Source organism: Bradyrhizobium sp. CIR18 (assembly GCF_014198295.1).
Classification (GTDB): domain Bacteria; phylum Pseudomonadota; class Alphaproteobacteria; order Rhizobiales; family Xanthobacteraceae; genus Bradyrhizobium.
In genome coordinates this window covers 1,619,124-1,640,128 of the sequence record NZ_JACIHF010000001.1, presented here as the reverse complement: position 1 = coordinate 1,640,128, position 21,005 = coordinate 1,619,124, and the positions used below count along the sequence as shown (strand labels likewise).

General features: G+C 62.3%; 20 protein-coding genes. 18 read left to right on the top strand and 2 right to left on the bottom strand.

Annotation, left to right across the window (positions count from 1 at the left end):
* Positions 1-337 precede the first annotated feature (337 nt).
* The 3 genes from GGD65_RS08065 to rlxS all read left to right on the top strand — a co-directional run bounded on the left by GGD65_RS08065 (position 338) and on the right by rlxS (position 4,445).
* Positions 338-1,285, top strand: coding sequence for a methyltransferase (locus GGD65_RS08065; protein ID WP_183234860.1), 948 nt, complete (start codon positions 338-340; stop codon positions 1,283-1,285).
* A gap of 248 nt (positions 1,286-1,533) precedes the next feature.
* On the top strand, positions 1,534-1,749 hold the full coding sequence (locus tag GGD65_RS08060; protein WP_183234859.1) for a hypothetical protein: 216 nt from the start codon (positions 1,534-1,536) through the stop codon (positions 1,747-1,749).
* A gap of 728 nt (positions 1,750-2,477) precedes the next feature.
* Positions 2,478-4,445 (top strand): relaxase/mobilization nuclease RlxS, encoded by a 1,968-nt coding sequence (gene rlxS, locus GGD65_RS08055; protein ID WP_183234858.1) that lies wholly within the window; start codon positions 2,478-2,480, stop codon positions 4,443-4,445.
* 8 nt (positions 4,446-4,453) lie between these two features.
* Here rlxS and GGD65_RS08050 read toward each other — a convergent pair whose 3' ends face one another.
* Complete coding sequence (locus tag GGD65_RS08050; protein ID WP_183234857.1) at positions 4,454-5,809, bottom strand: GSU2403 family nucleotidyltransferase fold protein; 1,356 nt, start codon at positions 5,807-5,809, stop codon at positions 4,454-4,456.
* Between the two features lie 418 nt (positions 5,810-6,227).
* Between GGD65_RS08050 and GGD65_RS08045 the strand changes: the two genes are divergently transcribed.
* The 12 genes from GGD65_RS08045 to GGD65_RS07990 are packed head-to-tail and all read left to right on the top strand — an operon-like array spanning position 6,228 to position 18,181.
* The gene (locus GGD65_RS08045; RefSeq protein ID WP_183234856.1) at positions 6,228-8,255 is read left to right on the top strand and encodes a conjugal transfer protein TraG; all 2,028 of its coding nucleotides are present in this window, start codon (positions 6,228-6,230) and stop codon (positions 8,253-8,255) included.
* An 11-nt stretch (positions 8,256-8,266) separates the two neighbouring features.
* The gene (locus tag GGD65_RS08040; RefSeq protein ID WP_183234855.1) at positions 8,267-8,818 is read left to right on the top strand and encodes a CopG family transcriptional regulator; all 552 of its coding nucleotides are present in this window, start codon (positions 8,267-8,269) and stop codon (positions 8,816-8,818) included.
* On the top strand, positions 8,811-9,794 hold the full coding sequence (gene trbB / locus GGD65_RS08035) for a P-type conjugative transfer ATPase TrbB (protein WP_183234854.1): 984 nt from the start codon (positions 8,811-8,813) through the stop codon (positions 9,792-9,794). The genes GGD65_RS08040 and trbB overlap by 8 nt, the downstream gene beginning before the upstream one ends.
* Positions 9,795-9,811: 17 nt before the next feature.
* A complete protein-coding gene (locus tag GGD65_RS08030; RefSeq protein WP_246783212.1) occupies positions 9,812-10,180 on the top strand; it encodes a TrbC/VirB2 family protein in 369 nt (122 codons plus the stop codon).
* The gene (locus GGD65_RS08025) at positions 10,180-10,437 is read left to right on the top strand and encodes a VirB3 family type IV secretion system protein (protein WP_183234852.1); all 258 of its coding nucleotides are present in this window, start codon (positions 10,180-10,182) and stop codon (positions 10,435-10,437) included. Before GGD65_RS08030 ends, GGD65_RS08025 begins: the two co-directional genes overlap by 1 nt.
* Positions 10,431-12,983, top strand: coding sequence for a conjugal transfer protein TrbE (trbE, locus tag GGD65_RS08020; RefSeq protein ID WP_183234991.1), 2,553 nt, complete (start codon positions 10,431-10,433; stop codon positions 12,981-12,983). The genes GGD65_RS08025 and trbE overlap by 7 nt, the downstream gene beginning before the upstream one ends.
* Before the next feature lie 29 nt (positions 12,984-13,012).
* Entirely contained in the window at positions 13,013-13,765 is a 753-nt protein-coding gene (trbJ, locus tag GGD65_RS08015; RefSeq protein ID WP_183234850.1) for a P-type conjugative transfer protein TrbJ, read from the top strand.
* 11 nt (positions 13,766-13,776) lie between these two features.
* Positions 13,777-14,940, top strand: a complete 1,164-nt coding sequence (gene trbL / locus GGD65_RS08010) for a P-type conjugative transfer protein TrbL (RefSeq protein WP_183234848.1) — start codon at positions 13,777-13,779, stop codon at positions 14,938-14,940.
* A gap of 3 nt (positions 14,941-14,943) precedes the next feature.
* Positions 14,944-15,648, top strand: a complete 705-nt coding sequence (gene trbF / locus GGD65_RS08005) for a conjugal transfer protein TrbF (RefSeq protein ID WP_183234847.1) — start codon at positions 14,944-14,946, stop codon at positions 15,646-15,648.
* On the top strand, positions 15,645-16,670 hold the full coding sequence (gene trbG / locus GGD65_RS08000; protein ID WP_183234846.1) for a P-type conjugative transfer protein TrbG: 1,026 nt from the start codon (positions 15,645-15,647) through the stop codon (positions 16,668-16,670). The genes trbF and trbG overlap by 4 nt, the downstream gene beginning before the upstream one ends.
* Positions 16,667-17,944: a TrbI/VirB10 family protein gene (locus GGD65_RS40130; protein ID WP_183234845.1), complete on the top strand. Its 1,278-nt coding sequence runs from the start codon at positions 16,667-16,669 to the stop codon at positions 17,942-17,944. The genes trbG and GGD65_RS40130 overlap by 4 nt, the downstream gene beginning before the upstream one ends.
* 3 nt (positions 17,945-17,947) lie before the next feature.
* The gene (locus GGD65_RS07990; protein WP_183234844.1) at positions 17,948-18,181 is read left to right on the top strand and encodes a DUF2274 domain-containing protein; all 234 of its coding nucleotides are present in this window, start codon (positions 17,948-17,950) and stop codon (positions 18,179-18,181) included.
* A gap of 7 nt (positions 18,182-18,188) precedes the next feature.
* Here GGD65_RS07990 and GGD65_RS07985 read toward each other — a convergent pair whose 3' ends face one another.
* The gene (locus GGD65_RS07985; RefSeq protein ID WP_183234843.1) at positions 18,189-18,569 is read right to left on the bottom strand and encodes a hypothetical protein; all 381 of its coding nucleotides are present in this window, start codon (positions 18,567-18,569) and stop codon (positions 18,189-18,191) included.
* A gap of 110 nt (positions 18,570-18,679) precedes the next feature.
* Here GGD65_RS07985 and GGD65_RS07980 point away from each other — a divergent pair, with 110 nt between their 5' ends.
* From GGD65_RS07980 to GGD65_RS07970, 3 genes are all read left to right on the top strand, one after another.
* The gene (locus tag GGD65_RS07980; RefSeq protein WP_183234842.1) at positions 18,680-18,919 is read left to right on the top strand and encodes a helix-turn-helix domain-containing protein; all 240 of its coding nucleotides are present in this window, start codon (positions 18,680-18,682) and stop codon (positions 18,917-18,919) included.
* A 365-nt stretch (positions 18,920-19,284) separates the two neighbouring features.
* Positions 19,285-20,064: a hypothetical protein gene (locus GGD65_RS07975; protein WP_183234841.1), complete on the top strand. Its 780-nt coding sequence runs from the start codon at positions 19,285-19,287 to the stop codon at positions 20,062-20,064.
* Positions 20,065-20,106: 42 nt separating this feature from the next.
* On the top strand, positions 20,107-20,967 hold the full coding sequence (locus GGD65_RS07970) for a hypothetical protein (RefSeq protein ID WP_183234840.1): 861 nt from the start codon (positions 20,107-20,109) through the stop codon (positions 20,965-20,967).
* Positions 20,968-21,005: the final 38 nt, after the last annotated feature.

Below are 21,005 nucleotides of genomic sequence, written 5' to 3'. Positions count from 1 at the left end.
CGTTGACGATCGGAAGATTGAACGCACCGGCTCGCGCGCGGGCTGGCATGCACAAGTTACTTTTCTCTTGAAGGGGGGACTTGAGGGGCGCTGCCCCGTCACCCCCGCAAGACCTTCTTTCGTCCTCCGGTGCAGCAAGTCGGTCGCACGTCGCAGCTCACGCTGGCTCGGTGCAACCGCGTTGCGCACCATCGGATGCGCGCCGGCAAAGCCGGCGCCGAAACAAGCTCTTGCCCCCCGAAACCCCGGTCTCGCCGACGGGCAGGCGGCATGGCGAAGGCCATGCGCGCTGCGCCGATCAAACGCCCGTTCACGGGCTCACAGGCGAGACATCACGATGGCAAAGTTGACGAAGGCGGAGGCCAAGGCACATGCCAAGGCCGTCGAACTGCTCAAGAAGGACATCCTCACCTACGATGAGCGTGTGTTTGTGCTGGACAATTGGCACGAGGGCGCAAGCCACATCAACGGATCGGCGGGGGCATTCTTTACCCCTAGCGGCCTTGCCGGAGACTTCGCGATCGATGCTTACGGCGGCCGAACCATCGACCTTTGCGCAGGGATTGGCGCCCTCGCATTCCACGTCTATTGGAGGGCACACTACGCGCGTGGCCGAGACGAACCACAGAAGGAAATCGTCTGTATCGAGCGTGATCCTGCCTATGTCGAGGTCGCCCGCAAGGTGTTGCCGGAAGCCCAGTGGATTTGCGCCGATGTGTTCGAACTGGACTTGTCGAGCCTCGGGCACTTCGGTTGCGCGATCGCAAATCCCCCGTTCGGAGCCACTCCCAGGCTAGCAGGCGGACCGCGCTACACTGGACGCTCTTTTGAGTTTCACGTGATCGATATCGCTTCCGGTATTGCGGATTATGGCGCGTTCATCATCCCGCAGGCGTCTGCACCGTTCCAATATAGCGGCGTGCAGTGCTACCGAGAACGCAAGAGCGCGGATTATCTCAAGTTCACTGAACAGACCGGAATTCATCTTGAAGCCGGCTGCGGCGTGGACTGCTCTTTCTATCGTGACACATGGAAGGGCGTCGCGCCCAATGTTGAAATCGTCTGCGCCAACTTCGAGGAAATCCCTCGCAACAAGGGTAGATCTTCGGTCCAGCCAGAGGCCGAGCTGCGTGCTCTCTGGAGCAAAAACGGCGTTCCGGTGGATCGGCAGGACGCCATAATTCGCGAGGTCGAGGCCAAAGCCAGGGGCGGAATTCGATCCGACGAACGCCCCGTCCAGGCGGACTTGTTCACTGATCTTGGGCCTTTTGCACCCAAGCGCTGACGGTCTCTGCGGCGAATTCGTCTCGCAAATTGCCTGAGCGAGCCAGGCTGCCAAGCCTGGTTCACTCGGTCGGCTTCCGTGCGGCTGATGAAGTTCAGTGCTTGTCGGTTGCGGCCCAACGGGCCATCAATGGCTTCAGCCGTTTCATTCAGACGCGGAGCACCTTTGAGCTCGTGGTCAGGGAGCGACAAGTAAGCGTGCGCCGGGTTTTCGATCCAGCGGCGGCCGGACTTGTTGTATGATAGCGGATGGACCGCGGCATGCTTCAAGAGCACTTAGCGATAGCGGAGCGCCACATTGCCCTTGGCGTGAAGCTTCTTGCCAAGCAGGAAGCGCTGATCGCCGAGCTGGACCGGCACGGCCATGATACCAAGGGCGCAAGGGACGTGTTGGCCACAATGGTGGAAACGCAGTCCCTCCATATAGACGACCGGGACCGCATCTTGAGGGAATTGGGACAGTAGGCCCGTTGATCTAGATCAATGGCCACCAGCGGCTCCGGTCAAGCTTCAGGCATGAATGATCCGAAACCAGAGGCACATTCCGCCTCCAAGCCGACGCGCTTGGATGAGGCCCGACGAGGGGTACGCGGCCGACCTCCGCGAGATAATCAAGAAGCTCCGCCAAAAGATGCATTAAGCCGCTTAGGTCGGAGCCAATGCCCGCGCCGACTTCCGCTCATTGCCTTCAGGGACACCGGAAGATTGCTGGTTCTGCACCACTGTTCGGGCCTAAGCGGAAATCAGTCTGCCAGCCCCTAGGACCCTCGCTCACCTGGGCAAGAGTTCGCGGAGGAGTGCGATAGTAACTGCTGATGGCATACGGGCGATGCCTTCGGCCCGCACTCTACTCGTCGCTTCGCTCCTCACCGAGCCACCCTACGGTGTCTCGGCCCTTCGGGTAACGATCGCTATCGCAAGCGTGCGCAAACAGTCGGGCTTCGTAAGTCAAACTGCCAAGTCACGGCGGCTCGTTCGCTAGGAAAGCAAAAAGGCGGGAGGGCAAGATAAAAGCACTGGCGCTACAGGGCGCCTAAGTCGTTGCCTGCACATCCAAGATTTGGCGCTCTCTGAGTGCTCGCTGTCACCAAGTGCACCCCAAGGCAATGGCGGACTTGCGCAATTGCGTGTGCCTCTTGGCGAATGCCCCTCGGCCTCACATATCGCCGGCAGTCAAACGTCGGATGCGGGCCATGCGAGAGATCGACGACGAATTCGATGTGAAGTTCGGACGGATCGGCAACCGCAAAGCCAGACGGTCGACCAGCTATCTTCGACGCGTCCGTCAGGAAGCGACCAAAGCTGGCGCCAGTGCGAGGGCAAGTTCATCGTTCACCGGCAGCCGCATCGGCCGAGGCCACGCACAGGGGGCGGTGCTGGCAGGGCGTGCGCGAAGTCAGGGGCAGCGCCGTGTCGTGATCAAGGCCCGGATCGTCAGGATCAAGTCGGGCAATCTGGGTGCCGTGCGCGCCCACCTTCGGTATGTACAGCGCGATGGGGTCACACGTGAAGGCGAGCCAGGGGATCTCTACGACGGCAGCAATGATCGCGCCGACGGCAAGAGCTTTACGGAACGAAGTGCCGGCGATCGCCACCAGTTCCGGTTCATCGTGGCGCCCGAGGACAGCGTGGAGCTCGCGGACCTGAAGCCGTTCGTCCGCGACCTCATGCAGCAGATGGAGCAGGATCTCGGCACCAGGCTCGACTGGGTCGCTGCCGATCATTTCAACACCGGCCACCCCCATACCCACATCGTTTTGCGCGGCAAGGATGATCGAGGAGACGACCTCGTGATCGCGCGCGACTATATCGCTCATGGTTTCCGGTCGCGGGCAGCGGAACTGATCACGCGAGAACTCGGCCCTGAAACGGAGATCGAAGTCGCGCGCAAGCTCCAGCAGGAGGTCACGGCGGAGCGGCTGACCCGGCTCGACCGAAGCATCCTGCAAGATGCTGCGGGCGGGGTTCTCGAGCTGGGTTTGCGGTCTGGACGGGAGCCTGCCTGGCAAACCGCTCGGATCGGACGGCTGCGAACCCTCGAGCGGATGGGATTGGCAGAGGAGAGCGAGCCCGGGCATTGGCGGATCGACCCTGAGCTTGAGCCCAGGCTCAGACGCATGGGGGAACGCGGCGACATCATCAAGACCATGCACCGCGAGATGGCCGCAGCAGGAATCTCGCGAGCAGCCGGCGACTACGCGATCTTCGATCCGGAACAAGGCGCTCGTCGCCTGGTCGGGCGCGTGGTCAGCGAGGGATTTGCCGACGAACTGACGGAGCGACGGTATGTTGTGATCGATGGGGTGGACGGGCGGACGCACTATGCCGAGATTGGGGCCGTCGGCGTCAACGACGAGCCGCCTGTCCGCAACACGGTTCTGGAACTCAGATCGCGCGTCGCTGAACCGCGGGCGATCGACCGGACGATCGCAGAGATCGCCGCCCGCCATGGCGGCAGCTACAGCGACCGGCTGCATCGGGAATTCGATCCCCAAGCGTCGGGCGAATTTGTCGGATCCCACGTGCGGCGCCTGGAGGCGATGCGGCGCGAAGGCATGGTCAGCCGTCTTGCCGACGGCAGTTGGGGTGTTGGGAAGGACTATCTGGACCGGGCGCATCGATACGAGCAGTTCCAGCGCTCGCGCAACCCGGTGCGGGTCACGGTGCTGTCATGGCAAAGGCTCGAAGATCTGCCGCAGGCGTTAGGCGCTACCTGGCTCGATCGCAAGCTCGTTGGCAAGGAGCCCGATGAACTCGCGTCGACCGGCTTTGGCGCGGAGGTCGAGACCGCGTTGCGAGCAAGGCGGCAATGGCTGATCGAGCAGGGGCTGGCGCGGGAAGAGGGTGGCCAGGTGCGTCTTGCGCGAAGCATGCTTGAGACGCTTCAGGCGCGCGAACTGGCACGGACCGCGGCTGATATTTCCGCGCGCACCGGTCTCGAGCATGTCGATGTCAAGGCCGGCGACAAGATTGACGGCGTCTATCGGCGCATGCTGACGCTGAACAGCGGACGGTTCGCCCTGATCGAGCGGTCCCATGAGTTCGCGCTGGTGCCCTGGCGGCCGGTGCTGGACCGAGCGCGCGGGCAATTGGTCAGCGGTCAGGTCGGGGGCGAGGGCATATCCTGGTCGATCGGGATCAAGCGCGGGATTGGACTCTGACGAGAGACTTACTTCCGCTTGGGCACACGTGGCGTCGGGAAATTCTCGACGTCGGATGTCTTGACTAGGACAGCGCCGGGCTCGTCGACCGGCGCGGAGAGATATTTGGCGCGAGCGATCTCCTCGATCCTCGACCTGTTCTTGAGGAACGCTTCCAGGCGGCCTTCTTGCCCAAGGCCGTCGGCGCCGAAATGGTCGTCCAGCGCCTCGCGGCTGACTGCGCAATTGACGGTGCCGCCGAGCTCCTTTCCCTGGAACGTCACGACGTCGCGGCTGAAGTCATAGCGGGCCGGGGGATTGTCGAAGGACAGATCGATGCCTGGAATGATCGAGCGAGGTGAGCCAATGGTCTTGAGCAACGTGTCTCGAACGGCGGCCGCAAGCAAGGCTAGCCCTTCGAGCATTAATTGGCGCCATTTGGGACCGCGACCATGAGCTTCGTCCCATGCCGAATTTAGCTCATGGGGTCGCTTTTCTGCTAGAGCCGCGAGCAAGGCCTCGGCCTGCTGCAGGTCCTTGTCACGTTTGGCAAACCCCTCCGGGCGCCTGCGGGAGATGATGAGCTTGTGGACGGCATAGCGCGCCGGCGCCGGCACATGCACATAGATGCCGGCGCCATGCAGGATGACCGTGGGCTCGGGATCGCGGATCAGGAAGTCCAGGAAGCGCAGTGGCTGGGCGTCTGTGTTCAGGGCGGGCAGCTTTTGGGGACGGGCGGTCTCCTTGCCCTCGTGGGGCGTGAGAAAATCAACGCGCAAGCCGCCCTTGGCCGCGTAGCTCGTCACGCGCCGGCCGTCAGATACGTGAGGGACGGCACGAAAGGACTTGTCGACTTCCTTCAGCACGTCCAGAACGGGCGGCGTGGAATCCTCAACCGCGACCGAGACATTCTTGAATTGCGCGATGTCCACGTCGCCGGTCTGCAGCGAGCCGGCCGAGAGGCGAACGCCAAGCATCGCAGCATAGGTCTGGTAGGCGATCGTTCCGACGAGTACGCCGCGAAGGCGAAACACACCTGCCCTGGCGAGCGCCGCGATGACGTCGCCGATCTCTGGAATGGGGCGAGGAAAGCTGAATGAGCGGACCAGCGTGGAGACAAGCGCCCGGCGCTCACGCTCGTCTTCGCGAACCTCATTGTGGTGGGCAATGCGCTCCAAGAGCTCAGGCGTCTCGGGCCCGACATAGCGCTGCGACCGTTCGGCGCCGGTACCGGTCTGGAAGTACCAATACTTGCGGCCGTTGATGCTCTTGGCCGTGAACGAGCCGTTGTCCGCGAAGGCCTCCTGGAAGGCGGCGTTCGCGGTGCGCTCGAGGAGCTCGGCGTAGGTCGTCTGGCTAACCAGGGAAGGGGCCGGCATGGTCATTGTCCGGGTTATACTCAGTCTGCGGATTGAGTATAAAGGGCGTGGAACCCGGCGTCCAGCTCATTTATACTCAGTTCGCAAAGTGAGTATAAAGGCGGTTAACCCTGGTTTCGTAGCCGAATCGGCGTGCCAACGGTGTCAGTGGCAACGTTTGCCCGGTTCCGCCCCTCTGTTCCATGCCTCCTCCTGTGTCACGCATTGTCCGGATCAAGAGTCGTCCAGTTTGAGCCGGTAGCTCACCTTTAGTTGAGGCGCTTGATCATCCTCGCCATGACTGGACGGAGATCCTTCTCGCCTTCGCACGCCTGATCGACGATGCCCTTGCTTCCCTGTCGCGATTTTTATTTCGATTGAACGCAAAGCGCATTGGCCCCTTTCATCGCGCCGCTCACGTTGGGTGAGTGAGTGGGGCGAGCGGATGTTTCCAGCAAAAATCTACGTCGGCCAGATTGCCGTCGTGTTCGGCATTGTCGTTGTGTCGACCTGGGGCGCAACGCAATGGACCGCCGCAGCTCTCGGCTACCAGCAGCGCCTGGGTGAACCCTGGTTCCTGATCGTCGGCTACCCCGTCTATCTGCCGTGGCGGTTGTTCGAATGGTGGTTCGCGTACGAAGCCTATGCGCCCGAGATATTCGAGGAGGGCGGAGCCATCGCCGCAGCTGGCGGCGTTGCAGGCGCAATGTTTGCCATCGTCAATTCAGTGTGGCGCGCGCGTCAAAGCCAGTTGGTGACGACTTACGGTTCGGCACGGTGGGCGACGCCGAAGGAAATCAAGGCGGCTGGCCTGTTCGCATCCAAGGGCGTGTTTCTGGGATGCCTCGAGAACAACTATCTCCGTCACGACGGACCGGAACACGTGATGTGCTTTGCACCGACCCGGTCGGGCAAGGGCGTGGGGCTGGTGTTGCCCACATTGCTCTCGTGGACCTCGTCTGCGGTGGTGCACGACATCAAGGGCGAGAACTGGGAACTGACCTCTGGCTGGCGTTCGACCTTCTCGCACTGCCTCTTGTTCAACCCCACGGACTCGCGGAGCGCGCGCTATAATCCGCTGCTCGAGGTGCGCAAAGGCGCGGCCGAAGTCCGCGACGTCCAGAACATCGCCGACATCCTGGTCGACCCCGAAGGGGCGCTCGAACGCCGAACCCATTGGGAAAAGACCAGTCATTCGCTTCTGGTCGGCGTCATCCTTCACGTCCTTTATGCCGAAGAGAAGAAGACGCTGACCCGCGTCACCGAGATCCTGGCAGACCCCGCGCAGTCCTTTGAGAAGACGCTCCGGATCATGCTGGCAACCAATCATCTCGGCACCGAAGCGGAGCCGAAGGTGCACCCAGTGGTCGCCGCGACGGCACGTGAGCTGCTCAACAAGTCCGAAAACGAACGCTCCGGCGTTCTGTCGACCGCCGTGAGTTTCCTTGGGCTCTATCGCGATCCCGTCGTCAGCAGAAACACCGAGCACTGTGATTGGCGCATCGCCGACCTCGTCAGTGCCGACAAACCGGTCACACTCTACCTCGTCGTTCCGCCGTCGGACATCAGCCGCACCAAGCCGCTGATCAGGCTGATCCTCAACCAGATCGGCCGCCGGCTGACCGAGACCCTGAACACCAAGGCCGGTGATCCCAAACACCGCCAGCTCCTGATGATGCTGGATGAGTTTCCGGCGCTCGGCCGGCTCGACTTCTTCGAGAGCGCGCTCGCGTTCATGGCCGGATATGGCATCCGCGCCTACCTGATCGCGCAGTCGCTCAACCAGATCGCAAAGGCGTATGGCGAGAACAATGCGATCCTGGACAATTGTCACGTTCGCATTGCTTTCGCCGCCAATGACGAGCGCACCGCCAAACGGATCTCGGACGCGCTCGGCACCGCAACCGAACTACGTGCACAACGCAACTATGCGGGCCATCGGCTGGCGCCCTGGCTTGGCCATGTGATGGTCAGCCGTCAGGAAACTGCGCGCCCATTGCTGACGCCGGGCGAGGTGATGCAACTGCCGCCCGACCAGGCCATCGTGCTGGTCTCGGGTCTTGCGCCGGTCCGGGCGACAAAGCTGCGGCATTATGAGGACGCCAACTTCGTCAGTCGTCTGCGGAGGCCGCCATCCTTGGTGGGCGGCTCGTATGCCGACCGGCCGGCGGCCCGCGCTGACGATTGGCGCGGCGAGGTGCGCACCACTGACCTTCGCCTTGCGACCCTGCCGTACCGCGAACTCATGCATACCGGCGGCGAGGAAGGCGGGCTCAAGCAGCAATTGCCGTTGTTCGACGAGGCCGCGCCCGCTGTGAGCGAGGCTCGCGCCTCCGAGGAGCGATTACTCGACGACGAGTCCGATGTCGCCGCCGACCGCAGCCAGATGCAGCAAGCCGCCAACGCGTCCAGCGCCGTGCGTAGAGCCCATGCCGTCACCCGCGACGACGACGATCTTCTTCCCTCGTTCTGAAGAGCACCCCAATGAAACCGAAACTGTCGGCCTACGTCTCTGAAAGTGTGTCGCAACGGCTCGAGCTCGCAGCCAAGCGCCCCGGAGCCAGCAAGTCAGCCATTGTCGATGCTGCGCTGGATCGCTTTCTCAATCCCGAGCGTGACACCAGCGGCGATGCGGCGCTGGTCCGAAGGCTGGACCGGATGAGCCGGCAACTGGAACGAGCCGATCGTGACGTTGGCGTCCTGGCGGAGACCATCGCGCTCTTCATCCGCTACTACCTGACCATCACCCCGCCGTTGCCTTCGCAGGATCAGGACGCAGCGCGAGCGCTGGGCCGCGAGCGCTTCGAGATGTTTGTCGCCCAGGTCGGCAAACGCGTCGCCTCCGGCGGCCGGCTTGTGGCCGACGTCATGGATCGCGTCAGCGCCTCGAAACCGGATCTCTTCATGCGCAACCTCGAGGAGGGCGCCCCTCTGGGCGCGGCGCAACCCAGCGACACTGAATCCCGCGCGCAGAGCGCGACGGGTGAGCCGCCGGAGCATTCTCCGGCAGGGCGAGAGGAGGTCGGCAATGTCTGATCTCCTCTCGCCAGAGACCCGCGAACGGCGCCGGGGCATGCTGCGGACCGCGATGGGACCGGCGATCGCGCTGGCTCTGGAAGAACCCGATGTCGTCGAGGTCATGGTCAATCCCGACGGCAGGCTTTGGCTTGATCGGCACGGCACGGGCCGAGCAGATACTGGCGTCGTTCTGACGCCACAGGAGGCCGAGCGGATCATCCGGCTTGTCGCCAGCCATGTTCGGGCGGAAGCGAGCGGTTCGTCTCCCATTATCTCGGCGGAGCTTCCCGAAACTGGTGAGCGCTTTGAAGGCGTCTTGCCTCCTGTCTCGCTCGCGCCGTGCTTTGCCATCCGCAAGCCCGCAACGACCACCTTCCGCCTGTCCGATTATGTCAAGGCGCAGACTGCGTCGCCCCTAATGGCAAAGGTGCTGACATCAGCAGTCACGGAAGCGCGCAGCATCCTGATCGCCGGCGGCACCGGCTCGGGCAAGACCACGCTAGCCAATGCGCTTCTTGCGGAGATCGCCGGCCTCGAAGAGCGGGTCGTCATCATCGAAGACACTCGCGAGCTGCGCTGCGATGCAAAGGATGCCGTGACGCTCCGGACCAAGCCGGGAGTGGCGAGCCTTGCGGATCTTGTCAGATCTACGCTGCGCCTGCGTCCCGACCGCATCATCGTCGGTGAGGTCAGAGGCGCCGAAGCTCTCGACATGCTGAAAGCCTGGAATACGGGGCACCCCGGCGGAATTGCCACGGTCCATGCCAACTCGGCACGCGCTGCGCTCTACCGGATCGAACAGCTCATTCAGGAAGCGGTCGCAACCGTGCCGCGCCGGCTCATTGCCGAAGCGATTGATCTGATCGTCTTCATCAAGGGGCGGGGACCCGCACGACGCATCGAGACCGTCGCCGAGCTCAAGGGCCTCGATCCTTCGGGCGACTATCTGCTCGAGACCCCGCCCGGACTTCCAAACACCTCCCATCGCCCCTGACCTGAAGGAGACTTCCTATGTCCATTCGATTGAATCTAAACGTGCGTTCGCGCTTTCGCGGCTTCTGCTCGGTCAGCGGGTTGCCGCTGGTCACGCTCGGCGTGGCGTCGGCGTGCGTGCTCCTCAACGTCACGGCGGCGCACGCCGCAGGTTCCGGCATGCCTTGGGAAGCGCCGCTCGAGCGCGTCCTGGAATCGGTGCAGGGGCCCGTCGCCAAGATCGTCGCCGTCATCATCATCACGGTGACAGGCATATCGCTGGCCTTCGGCGACACTTCAGGTGGATTCCGCAAGATGGTCCAGGTCGTATTTGGCCTCTCGATCGCCTTTGCTGCGAGTTCCTTCTTCCTCTCGTTCTTCTCCTTCGGTGGCGGAGCACTGATCTGATGCGCCCCGACGGTTTTGAACTCGTGCTCCACCGCTCGCTGACTGAACCGATCCTGATCGGCGGCGCCCCGCGTGCCGCCGCCATTTTGATCGGGACCCTCTCAGCCGTGCTTGCGCTCGGCCTGCGCCTTTGGCTCGCAGGCCTCGTGCTCTGGGTCGTTGGACACAGCGTGGCTGTTTGGCTCGCAAAACGCGACCCGGCCTTCGTCGAAGTCACCATTCGTCACACCAAACACAAAGGGCGGCTTGCATGCTGAACTTGAAAGAATTCCGCGGCAACGCCTATCGGCTGGCTGATTGGCTGCCATGGGCATGCCTGGTCGCTCCCGGTGTCATCCTCAATAAGGATGGCAGCTTCCAACGAACGATCCGCTACCGCGGGCCGGACCTCGATAGCGCGACCGAAGCCGAACTGATGAGCGTCGTGTCCCGCGTCAACAACGTTCTGAAGCGGTTTGGCTCAGGTTGGGCTCTCTTCTTTGATGCCACGCGCATCCCGGCTTGCGAATATCCGCGGTCGGAATTCCCGGACCCTGTATCCTGGCTGGTCGACGAGGAGCGGCGCGCTTCCTTCGAAGGCGCAACCGCGGTGGCATGGGAGGATCCGTCACGCCCTGGCGGGCAGCATTTCGAGAGCGTGCTGCATCTAACCCTGGTGTACCTGCCGCCGGCGGAAAGGGTCTCACGCCTCGAAGGTCTATTCCTCGAGCGCCCCAAGGCGAGGAACCGTGGGACCAGAAAAGGACAATCTACCATAATTCCTGCGCAAGGTGACGCCGACGACGGCGAGATCGACGGCCAACAGCGATTTGATAGCGACGAGAAAGGCTATCGTGATCATCTCCAGAGGTTCATCCAGGAGACCGACCGAGCCATCGATCTGCTCTCGTCGGTCTTGCCCGAGATATGGCCTCTCAACGATGCGGAGACGCTCACATATCTTCACAGCTGCGTCTCGACCAAACGCCATCCGGTCGCGGTACCAAGGATTCCAGCCTATCTTGATTGCTTCCTCAGTGATGAGCCGCTGACCGGCGGATTGTCGCCGGCGATCGGGCGGAGCCATCTGCGGGTATTGACCGTTCTTGGGTTTCCCCACGTCACCTTTCCCGGCTTGCTTGACGAGCTGAACCGGCTCGGCGTTGCCTACCGCTGGGCCACCCGGTTCATCCCGCTCGACCGTACGCAGGCCAATGCGACGTTGTCGCGTTACCGGCGGCAGTGGTTTGCCAAGCGGAAGTCGCTTGCGGCGATCCTCAAGGAGGTCATGTTCAACGAGCAGGCGGCGCTGCTCGATACTGACGCCAGCAACAAGGCTCTCGATGCCGACGCAGCGCTTTCCGAGCTCGGTGACGATCTGGTTGCCTTCGGCTATATCACCACGACCGTCACCGTAAGTGACGAGGACTCCCATCAAGCCGACGAGAAGATCCGCGCGGTCGAGCGGGTGATCAACAGCCGGGGGTTTACGGCTATCCGCGAGAGCGTCAATGCGGTTGAAGCCTGGCTTGGCGGTCTGCCAGGCCAAGCCTATGCCAACATCCGCCAGCCTATCGTTCACACACTCAATCTCGCCCATATGTGCCCATTGTCGGCAGTATGGGCCGGTCCGGAGCAGTGCGAGCACCTTGATGGCCCGCCGCTTCTGATCGCCAAGACCAAGGGCGCGACCCCATTCCGTTTGTCCCTCCACGCCGGCGACGTTGGACACACGATCATTGTCGGTCCGACGGGGGCGGGTAAGTCGGTCCTGCTTTCGATGCTGGCGTTGCAATTCCGTCGATATCCAAACGCCCAACTGATCACGTTCGACAAGGGCCGCTCGGCACGGGTCACCACACTCGCATTGTCGGGCGCCTGGTATGAGCTGGGCGCCAAGGGCGGCATCGCCTTTCAACCGCTCAAGGATGTCGCGGAGGAGGGCGCGAGACTCTGGGCGCTCGACTGGCTCTGCGGCGTGCTCGCCCATGAGCGCGTGACCGTAACGCCCGACGTCAAGGAGACGCTCTGGTCGGCGCTGAGGAGCCTCGGCTCTGCGCCCGTCTCGCAGCGGACGATGACCGGGCTCGTGGCGCTGCTGGCCCGTGACGCGCTGCGGCAGGCATTGCAGCCCTACACGCTGGAAGGGCCGTACGGCCGCTTCCTGGATGCGGACGCCGACCGCCTTTCCGGTGTCGACGTGTTGACCTTCGAAATGGAAGAGCTGATGGCGTTGCCGGGCCTTGTGGCGCCGGTTTTGACCTATCTCTTCCACACCCTCGAAGAGCGCTTTGACGGCCGGCCGACGCTGCTGGTGCTGGATGAGGCCTGGGTGTTTCTGGATGACCCGTTGTTCGCGAGCCGCATTCGCGAATGGCTGAAGACGCTGCGCAAAAAGAACGTGGCCGTCATCTTCGCAACCCAGTCGCTCGCCGATATCGCGGACAGCCAGATTGCTCCCGCGATCATCGAATCCTGCCCAAGCAGGATCTTCCTGCCGAACCCCCGTGCGCTGGAGCCGACCCAGACCGAGACCTATCGGCGGTTCGGCCTGAACGACACGCAAGTGCGCCTGATCGCGGAGGCTTTCCCGAAGCGCGACTACTATCTGCAATCACGCGCCGGCAATCGACTGTTTGAGCTCGGCCTAGGACCGGTGGCGCTCGCGCTTGTCGCGGCGTCCTCGCCCGAGGACCAGCGAACCGTCGATGCGGTCCTGTCTCGCTCCGGCCCTCATCACTTTGCCAAGCGCTTTCTCGCCGAGCGAGACCTGCACTGGGCGGCGAACCTGATCAGCACCTTCGAACAGGCCCAGAAAGCCTGACACCAATCCCAGCGTTTAAGGAGCTATCCATGCTGAATATCTTCGTCACACCTGTCGCATGCCGAATCGCAAAAGCGACCCCAATCGTAGCGCTGTCCCTCGTCATTGCGCTGAACGGATCCCAACGGCTTGGGGCACAGGTCGTCGTGTTCGATCCATCGAACTACGGTCAAAACCTCCTGACGGCCGCTCGTACGCTCGAGCAGATCAACAACCAGGTCAGGAGCCTCCAAAACCAGGCCCAGTCGCTGCTCAATCAGGCCAAGAATCTCACGAGCCTGCCAACAAGCGTCGTCGGTCAACTCTCCTCAACCATCAATCAGATGAACGGCCTGATCAGCCAGGCAAAGAACCTTTCGTTCGATGTCCAGAAAACCCAGCAGGATTTTGAACGCCTCTATCCTCGCCAATATGCGGCGGCCGTCTCGTCCGACAAGATGGTGCAGGACGCGACCGCGCGTTGGGACAATAGCTACGACGGGCTGAAGCAGTCGCTCACTCTTCAATCGGCGATTGTCGGCAATCTGGACCAGGACGGCCAGACGCTTCGAACGCTGATGGCAAATTCGTCCGCGGCTGCCGGTTCGTTGCAGGCCCAACAGTCGGGCAACGAGCTGCTCGGCCTCCAGATCAAGCAATCGTTGCAGACCCAGGCGCTCATGGCGACCCAGGCGCGCGCGAGCACATTGCGTGCCGCCGAAGAGCAGGCCTCCTCGGCCGCCGCAAAGGAGCGCTTTACCCGCTTCATCGGCGACGGCCATGCCTACACCAGCGGCAAGTAGGTGAGGGCGCCATGGCTGATCTTTCCGTCATTGACCGCTTTACCGAGACGTTCTCGCGATACATCGACTCCGGGTTTGGTCTTCTGTCCGGCGATGTCTCCTTCTTGAGTTCAACGCTGATAGGCATCGACCTGACGCTTGCCGGACTTGCCTGGGCTATGCGGGCGGACGATCACATTCTGGTCACGCTCGCCAAGAAGGTGCTCTATGTCGGCGCCTTCGCGTTCATCATCGGCAACTTCAAGAGTCTTGCCGACGTCGTCTTCGCGTCGTTCTCCAGCATCGGACTGAAAGCATCCGGCGGGAGCTTGAGCGCGGCAGACCTGGCGCGACCGGGTTTCGTCGCTTCCGCCGGGTTTACGGCCGCACATCCTCTTCTCGAGGAGACCGGCCAGTTCTCCGGTTTTGATGTCCTGACCAACCTGCCGACGATCCTCATCCTGTTGTTCTGCTGGATCCTGATCGTGCTCGCCTTCTTCGTCCTTTCGGTGCAGCTCTTCGTTACGCTGATCGAATTCAAGCTGACGACGCTGGCAAGCTTCATTCTCGTGCCGTTCGCCCTGTGGGGAAAGACCTCATTCCTGGCGGAAAAGACGCTTGGCAACGTAGTCGCCTCGGGGGTGAAGGTGATGGTTCTTGCCATCATCATCGGCATCGGCTCGACCATCTTCGGCCAGCTTGCAAGCACGTTGACGCGGCCGGTCGACATCGTCTCGGCCATGAGCTTGTTGTTGGCGGCGCTTTCGCTGTTTGGCCTTGGCATCTTCGGCCCAGGGATCGCGGCAGGATTGGTCTCGGGGGCGCCCCAGCTAGGAGCAGGCGCTGCGGCAGGAACAGCGGCGGGCGCGGCGGCGGTCGTGATCGGCGGCGGAGCTGCGGCCGCAGGAGGCTTGCGCCTCGCGGCGGGTGGCTCGATGACCGCGGTTCGCTCAGCTGCGTCCCTAACAGGAGCGTCTTCGGCTGCCGGCACATCGGCCCGAGCCGCCACAGTGGATCAGCTATCGAGCGGGAGTACCGGCGGTTCAACGAATGGAGCGGCCGCTTCAAGCGCAGGGCGTACGGCGGCGGCGTCAGGACGTGGACACGCGAGGGAAGCAGCGCAGGTCGCCGCTCACACCCTGAAGGAAGGTGACAAAGGCGGGCATTCTTCGGGCCCGAAGCTGGGGGAGGAGTAGGACATGGCAGGTCATCCCTTTCAGCGCGTATCTGTTCGATACGGCGAAACACCCGAGCCGGTCACGCCCTATCAAAAGGCGGCCCAAGTCTGGGACGAGCGGCTAGGGTCGGCCCGCGTTCAGGCGAGCAACTGGCGATTGGCAGCGCTGGCAGCCATCGGCCTGTCGGGCGTACTCGGATTGACGATCTTTGTACAGATCGCCCGTTCGGGCGTCGTTCCCTACGTGGTCGAAGTCGATCGGCTCGGCGAAGTCCGGGCAGTCGGACCAGCACTCGAAGCCTACCAACCGTCAGACGCGCAGATTGCGCATTTTCTCGCGCGGTTCATCGAGAACGTTCGCTCGTTGTCAATCGATCCGGTCATCGTGCGGGCGAACTGGCTGCGCGCCTACGACTTCGTCACCGATCGCGGCGCTCAGGCTTTGAACGACTACGCGCGGGAGGCCGATCCCTTCACGAAGATCGGCTCGAAAACAGTGACGGCCGAGGTCACGTCTGTGGTGCGCGCCTCCGGCGACAGCTTCGAGATCCGTTGGAAAGAGAACACCTACGAGAACGGCGTGATCGCAAGGACCGAGCGCTTCACCGGTCTCGTCACCACCGTTCTCAAGCCGCCCGCGGATGCCGAAATCCTGCGGAAGAATCCTCTCGGCCTTTACGTCCATTCCCTCAACTGGTCGCGCGACCTGATTGGAGACGCCAAATGAATTCCAAAGCCCTCACCAAGCTCGCGTCGGCCAGCACGCTCGCTTTGTCCTTTGCACTGGGCGGATGTGCCAGCAAGCTTAATCTCGAAGCGCCCTATGATGAGATGGTCTTCGAGAAGGGCTTTCCAGAGGCCGATCCGCCTGCGCCTGTGCAAGTCGTCGAGACACCCAAGATCCTGCCGCTGCCCGGTCAGTTGAAGCCTTATCCGACAAAGGCCGGCAAGGAGGAAAAGCTGCCGCCGGAGCAGGCGATCGCAAAGGCGAACAAGGCCGCGAGGATGGAGCCGACGCGCGCCGGATATATCAACGCCATTCAGGTCTATCCGTGGACCGAAGGCGCGCTCTACCGGCTTTATGCAAGCCCGGAGAAGGTCTCGACCATTGCGCTCCAACCGGGGGAGGAACTGATCGATGTCTCCACCGGCGATACGGTGCGCTGGGTGGTCGGTGATACCTCGAGCGGGCAGGGAAGCGCCCGGCGAGTGCACATTCTGATTAAGCCAACGCTTCCGGACATTCAGACCAACCTCGTGGTGCTGACCGACCGGCGAGCCTATCACCTCGAGCTCGTGTCGACCAAGCAGACCTATATGGCGTCTATCTCGTGGACGTATCCAACGGACACGCTCGTTGCGCTCCACAAGCAGAACGTCGCTGCCCAGGAAAACGAGGAACGCATCGTCGATCGCGGCGTGCGGCTCGACAGCCTGAACTTCCGCTATCGGATCGAAGGAGACGATCCGCCGTGGCGGCCGCTGCGCGCCTTCGATGATGGCCGCAAGGTCTACATCCAGATGCCGTCTGGCCTGTCGCAAGGGGAGGCGCCGCCGTTGTTCGTCGCTGGAGCCGATGGGCGGCCGAACCTCGTCAACTACCGGGTCCGGGGTACCTACTACATCGTCGATCGGATGTTCGGTGCCGCCGAGCTTCGCTTGGGAGAAAATCCCCAGCGCATCGTCCGGATCATCCGGATCGACGCGCGGCCCATGTCGCAGGCCTTCAGCACCGGGAGCGCCTCATGACGAGCCTGGATCAGGATCCGGAGCCGCTGGAGCTGCGGGCGCGGCCGCGGCCCGTTCGCCGGCTCAACAGACGTGCTCTTATGATCGGCTGCGCCGTCGCGGCGCTATTTGTTGGCGGGGCGATACTCATTGCGCTCCGGCCGCACTCCTTCAAGCAGTCGGAACGGACAGAGCTTTACAATACGGACCGCAAGCAGACTGCCGAAGGCTTGAGCAAGCTACCAAAGTCCTATGAGGATCTGCCGCCATCGACGCCGAGGCTTGGGCCACCATCCCCGGGAGACATCGGCCGGGCCTTTGCCGAAAACGAGAAGAAGGCCGGTGTCGCATCGGACACGGGCTTCCGCACCAACCCGGAGGAGGACGCCGAGCGGGCTGAGCGGATCCGCCAGACACGGGTCGCGCAACAGGCTAAGGAGTCGGGCCTGTTCGTCCGCCTGTCGGAGAAACAGGACAAGCGCAAGCAGACAAGCGCGACCGAAGCAACGGTTGCTGCTGCCCCATCCGCATTCCGGCCTACAACGCCCGATACAGGGCCGTCAGCCGCGGAACTCGCGAAGACGGCGCAGGCGATGATCGACCGCTCCAGCGAGATCATTCCCTCATCGCAAGCGCGCAAGCTGGCCTTTGTAGGCGCGAAAGCCGACACGGAGACCACCAATCCCCATGCGCTCAAGCCAGCGCCATCCACGTATGCAGTGATGGCGGGATCGATCATCCCGGCGAGCCTCGTCACGGGGCTGAATTCCGACTTGCCGGGCACCACCATCGGTCAGGTCACCGAGAACGTCTATGACACGGTGACCGGCGAGCATCTCCTGATCCCGCAAGGGACTCGGATCATGGGCAAATACGACAGCGTCGTCGCCTTTGGCCAGAAGCGGGCGCTGGTCGTCTGGACGAGACTTATCTTGCCGAACGGCAATTCGATCGTGATCGAGAACCTTCCGGCCACCGACGTCGCGGGCTATGCCGGCCTTGAAGACGAGGTGGACTTTCACACCTGGCAATTGCTCAAAGGCATTGCGCTGGCGACCTTGATCGGAGTGGGGACCCAACTATCGATTGGCAATGACGAGAGCGACCTCGTGAAGGCCCTGCGGGAAAGCACGCAGCAGACGACAAACCGGGCTGGGCAGCGCCTGGTGGAGCGCGAGCTCGACGTGCAGCCGACAATCACGGTGCGGCCGGGGTGGCCGCTGCGGGTGATTGTTTCGAAGGATCTGGTACTGAAGCCGTACCAGGACGTTCAGGCAATAGCGAAGGGCAGATAAGGGATGAAGCTTGCGAAGCTGCCCGATCGAACGCCGGTGAAGATGAACGTTGTGTTCACACCAGGCCTGGCGCAGAGGCTGCGGGAGTATGCTGCGTTCTATGCAGAGACCTACGGCAACAAGGAGGAAGTAGCTGAGCTGATACCGTTTATGCTCGAGGCATTTCTCGAGGGCGATGCAGACTTTCGAAAATCTAGAAAGGTCGCAGGGGGTGGGTCGACGGCTGTTTCATCCTGACTGAGCTCTACACTTGGCTTGTTGCGAGCTGGAGGAGGGCGATCGAACGTCGCACTGCGTCAATGGACTTTTGGAGCCGCGCTAGCAGGCCTTCAAGGTCCTGTTTGGTAACCTCTTCCATGTGCAGGTTGTCGCTGCTCAAGAACGCTTCTACGAGTTGGTCGATTGACATCGTGTTCTTCGCAATAGAGCAACCGGACAGTGTGCCAGTCGCGGTCGAAGCAATCTCCCCGTCACCCGACAAAGCGATCTCTACCGAAACACTAGCGAAAATCGCTCGTTCAATCGCTTCGGATGGGATCTCAACTAAAGTCACTACTTGTCCCGTTGACGCGTCGCGGTAGCCGACATTCGAGGTAGCACCGCCATATTCGACGAAGGGCCTCAAGTGCTGCTCCACTACATAGCTTTCGCAATTTCCCAGCCAAGGCCAATGATTGCACATTTTATGACTTATAGTCTATGGGCTAAGGAGCTGGTTTCTTTTGCTTTCCCTGCATGCGATTGCAGGACCGAGTCGGCCTCAATATTCAGGAATTGCGTCGGGCAAGAAAACTCAGCCAAGAGGAGCTCGCCGACAGGAGTCAGGTCCATCAGACGTATCTGAGCGGTGTCGAAACGGGGAAGCGAAACCCGTCTCTTTTGGTGCTGGAGCGAATAGCCGAGGCCTTGGGGGTGGACCCGGAAGAGCTTCTTCGTCGGAGACGACGACGGGCGGGGGGAGCAGTTAGCTCCTAGTCGACGTGGACGACGTCGCCCCGTCGACTTGAGGGTTCCGTGCGCTAGGGGGTACTTGGAGCCCGAATTCGTTTTGACGCTTGAGCCATTGTGGGGGTGTCTCCTCTTTACGGCTAAAAAAAGCAGTCGCACGCATGGCATGGGATCGTTACCCGAACGGCTGAGACACCGGAGGCGGCGAGGGCCGTTTGCGCCTGGAGCTCGGCCCTGCAGAGCCGTCAGGCGAAAGGATGCCCCGACCGATCGGCTTGCATCTATCTGAATTGATGTCGATAATTTGCCTGATGTCTCACCGCAAATTTGGTCCCCGCCGGCTGCAAATCAAGACGCGTCGTCCTCTGTCGCAGAGAACGGCGACAGTTATCTTGAAACAGTCGCTTCGACGTTGTTGTCTTTGTTTCGGCCTTCGAGGCGACGGCAACGAACGCAAGGGGCAGATCGCGCACCTCAATCACGATCCCTCCGACAACCGGCCTGTGAATCTCGTTTTCCTCTGTCTCGACCACCACGATGAATACGACCGCCCCACACGCTTGGCGAAGGGCCTGACCTCCGGAGAAGTGCTTGCGTACCGCAAGCGGCTCTATGAGGCGGTGGCCAAGGGCGAGATTTTGGGCGGGGAGCGCCTTGACCCCGCGGCGGTCGCGGCAGCAATCGGAGGCGATGCTAGCGCCAAGTCCCGCAAACGCGAGGCCTGGCGGTTTCCGCTATGGCAGGTCGAAGACCAGATGGAGCTCTTTGCCTATCGGGCGGCCCATGATGGTGTGTGCTACATCGAGCGGATCCTGTTGCCCGATGGTCGGGCTGCCGTCGTCTGCGCGCCAGCGCCAGGCAATCCCGGCATGAGCATCACCAATGCAGTGGAAACGATAGCGGCCCAGGTCTGTGCGCGTTTCGATATCGGCCCCGAAACCCTGGTGTGGCTCGAGCACTGGACGACGCCGAAGCCGCAATGGCACCGCGTTCTCTTCCATCCCAAGGCAGGCGGCACGCCCTTCGCAGAACCGGAGTGGCTGGAAATGACCGCCACCATGTGGCGTGGGTTGTGGTTGAAGCCGAAGGGGCGGCTTCGGTATGACGGGTTTGGGGTACCGACCCTGTTAACGAAGGGATTTTCGCGGGTGGTGAGGGTCGGCCACCCCTGACGGCGCTTGTGTTGCTGCGCCCTGTTGCTATGTGATGGCGGCATGACCCGCCTGATCATTCCCACCGCACCCGAGAAGCTTGCGCCTTCCGAGCCGCCACAGCCTTTCACGCCGGAATACCTGAGCAAGCTCAGCGAGGAAGAGAGGAGATCTCCCGTAATGCAGGAGTTCGGGCGGCGGATGAGCAACAGCGGCGCGGCCTATGTCACCTGGTTCGTGTGGCGCTATCAGTCGAAAGTGCTGGAGACACCGTTTTTGCCTCGGCAGGGCTCCATGTTCTTCCTCGATTGCGGGCGGGGGCCTTTCGCGGTCACCGCCGGTCATGTGTTTGAGCAATTCGTCGAGGACCACCGGACGCAGCGCATCCGAAGCTGCCAAATCGGCAATATCGGCTTCAACCCTGAGGAACGACTCATCGCCCATGGCAAAGATCTCGGGCTCGACATCGCAACCTTCCGGGTCACGCCCGAGGAGATCGCGGCGACGGGCAAGAAAATCGTGCAGGGCGCCGACGGCGTATGGCCGCCGCCGCCGAACAGGCCGAATGAAGGCGTGTTCTTCGGCGGCTTTCCGGGCTGCGAACGCGATCCGATCGGACCGCATGAGATGGTGTTCGGTCTTCACAGCGCCATAACGCCTCTCACCAGCTTCACGGATCACCAGCTCTGCTGTCAGCTTGAGCGCGAGCACTGGATGGATGTTCGCGGGGTAGGATTGCCGCCAGAGGGCTATGACCTCGGCGGCATCTCCGGCGGGCCGATGCTTGCACCAGTCTTCGCTGATGGGGCCTGGGGCTGGCGACTCGTGGGCGTGATCTCGGAGGCAGTGAGCGTCGAGGGCTTCGAGCGGGTCACGGCCGTGCGCGCGCATTTCATCTTGCCGGATGGACGGCTTTCGCGCTGAGGGCGCTACTTTCCCCCGATAGAATGGTTGCGGGCAGG

Excerpts from the sequence above, each read along its gene's own strand:
- trbJ (WP_183234850.1), top strand. The coding sequence starts at position 13,013 with ATGCTGAATATCTTCGTCACACCTGTCGCATGCCGAATCGCAAAAGCG.
- trbG (WP_183234846.1), top strand. The coding sequence starts at position 15,645 with ATGAATTCCAAAGCCCTCACCAAGCTCGCGTCGGCCAGCACGCTCGCT.
- trbB (WP_183234854.1), top strand. The coding sequence starts at position 8,811 with ATGTCTGATCTCCTCTCGCCAGAGACCCGCGAACGGCGCCGGGGCATG.
- GGD65_RS07980 (WP_183234842.1), top strand. The coding sequence starts at position 18,680 with ATGCGATTGCAGGACCGAGTCGGCCTCAATATTCAGGAATTGCGTCGG.
- GGD65_RS08065 (WP_183234860.1), top strand. The coding sequence starts at position 338 with ATGGCAAAGTTGACGAAGGCGGAGGCCAAGGCACATGCCAAGGCCGTC.
- GGD65_RS08040 (WP_183234855.1), top strand. The coding sequence starts at position 8,267 with ATGAAACCGAAACTGTCGGCCTACGTCTCTGAAAGTGTGTCGCAACGG.
- GGD65_RS08045 (WP_183234856.1), top strand. The coding sequence starts at position 6,228 with ATGTTTCCAGCAAAAATCTACGTCGGCCAGATTGCCGTCGTGTTCGGC.
- GGD65_RS08060 (WP_183234859.1), top strand. The coding sequence starts at position 1,534 with ATGGACCGCGGCATGCTTCAAGAGCACTTAGCGATAGCGGAGCGCCAC.
- GGD65_RS07990 (WP_183234844.1), top strand. The coding sequence starts at position 17,948 with ATGAAGCTTGCGAAGCTGCCCGATCGAACGCCGGTGAAGATGAACGTT.
- rlxS (WP_183234858.1), top strand. The coding sequence starts at position 2,478 with ATGCGAGAGATCGACGACGAATTCGATGTGAAGTTCGGACGGATCGGC.
- trbE (WP_183234991.1), top strand. The coding sequence starts at position 10,431 with ATGCTGAACTTGAAAGAATTCCGCGGCAACGCCTATCGGCTGGCTGAT.
- GGD65_RS40130 (WP_183234845.1), top strand. The coding sequence starts at position 16,667 with ATGACGAGCCTGGATCAGGATCCGGAGCCGCTGGAGCTGCGGGCGCGG.
- GGD65_RS08025 (WP_183234852.1), top strand. The coding sequence starts at position 10,180 with ATGCGCCCCGACGGTTTTGAACTCGTGCTCCACCGCTCGCTGACTGAA.
- trbL (WP_183234848.1), top strand. The coding sequence starts at position 13,777 with ATGGCTGATCTTTCCGTCATTGACCGCTTTACCGAGACGTTCTCGCGA.
- trbF (WP_183234847.1), top strand. The coding sequence starts at position 14,944 with ATGGCAGGTCATCCCTTTCAGCGCGTATCTGTTCGATACGGCGAAACA.
- GGD65_RS08050 (WP_183234857.1), bottom strand. The coding sequence starts at position 5,809 with ATGACCATGCCGGCCCCTTCCCTGGTTAGCCAGACGACCTACGCCGAG.
- GGD65_RS08030 (WP_246783212.1), top strand. The coding sequence starts at position 9,812 with ATGTCCATTCGATTGAATCTAAACGTGCGTTCGCGCTTTCGCGGCTTC.
- GGD65_RS07970 (WP_183234840.1), top strand. The coding sequence starts at position 20,107 with ATGACCCGCCTGATCATTCCCACCGCACCCGAGAAGCTTGCGCCTTCC.